This is a genomic window from Massilia sp. CT11-108 (assembly GCF_047302915.1).
GTDB classification, from domain to species: Bacteria; Pseudomonadota; Gammaproteobacteria; order Burkholderiales; family Burkholderiaceae_D; genus Telluria; species Telluria orientalis.
The window spans coordinates 1-235 of record NZ_JBKYMO010001774.1; the positions used below are offsets into that span (position 1 = coordinate 1).

Consider the following 235-nt stretch of genomic DNA (forward strand, 5'->3'; position numbering starts at 1 on the left):
GCCTGCGCCACCTCGTAGCCGGACAGGCCGGGCATGCCGATGTCGAGGAACACGGCGTGCGGCTCCAGGCCGCCCAGCATGCGCAGCGCCTGGTGGCCGTCGTGCGCCACCACGACGTCGTGGCCCATCACGGACAGCAGCGCGGCCAGCGTGTCGGCCGCGTCGCGGTTGTCGTCCACGACGAGCAGGCGCTGATCGCCGTGTCCGACAACGGCATCGGCATCCCGCCCGACGC

1 protein-coding gene is annotated in these 235 nt (G+C 73.2%); it reads right to left on the bottom strand.

What is annotated here, in order from left to right:
• On the bottom strand, positions 1-235 hold a 235-nt coding region (locus tag ACEN88_RS36290), incomplete at both ends, for a response regulator (protein ID WP_413347211.1).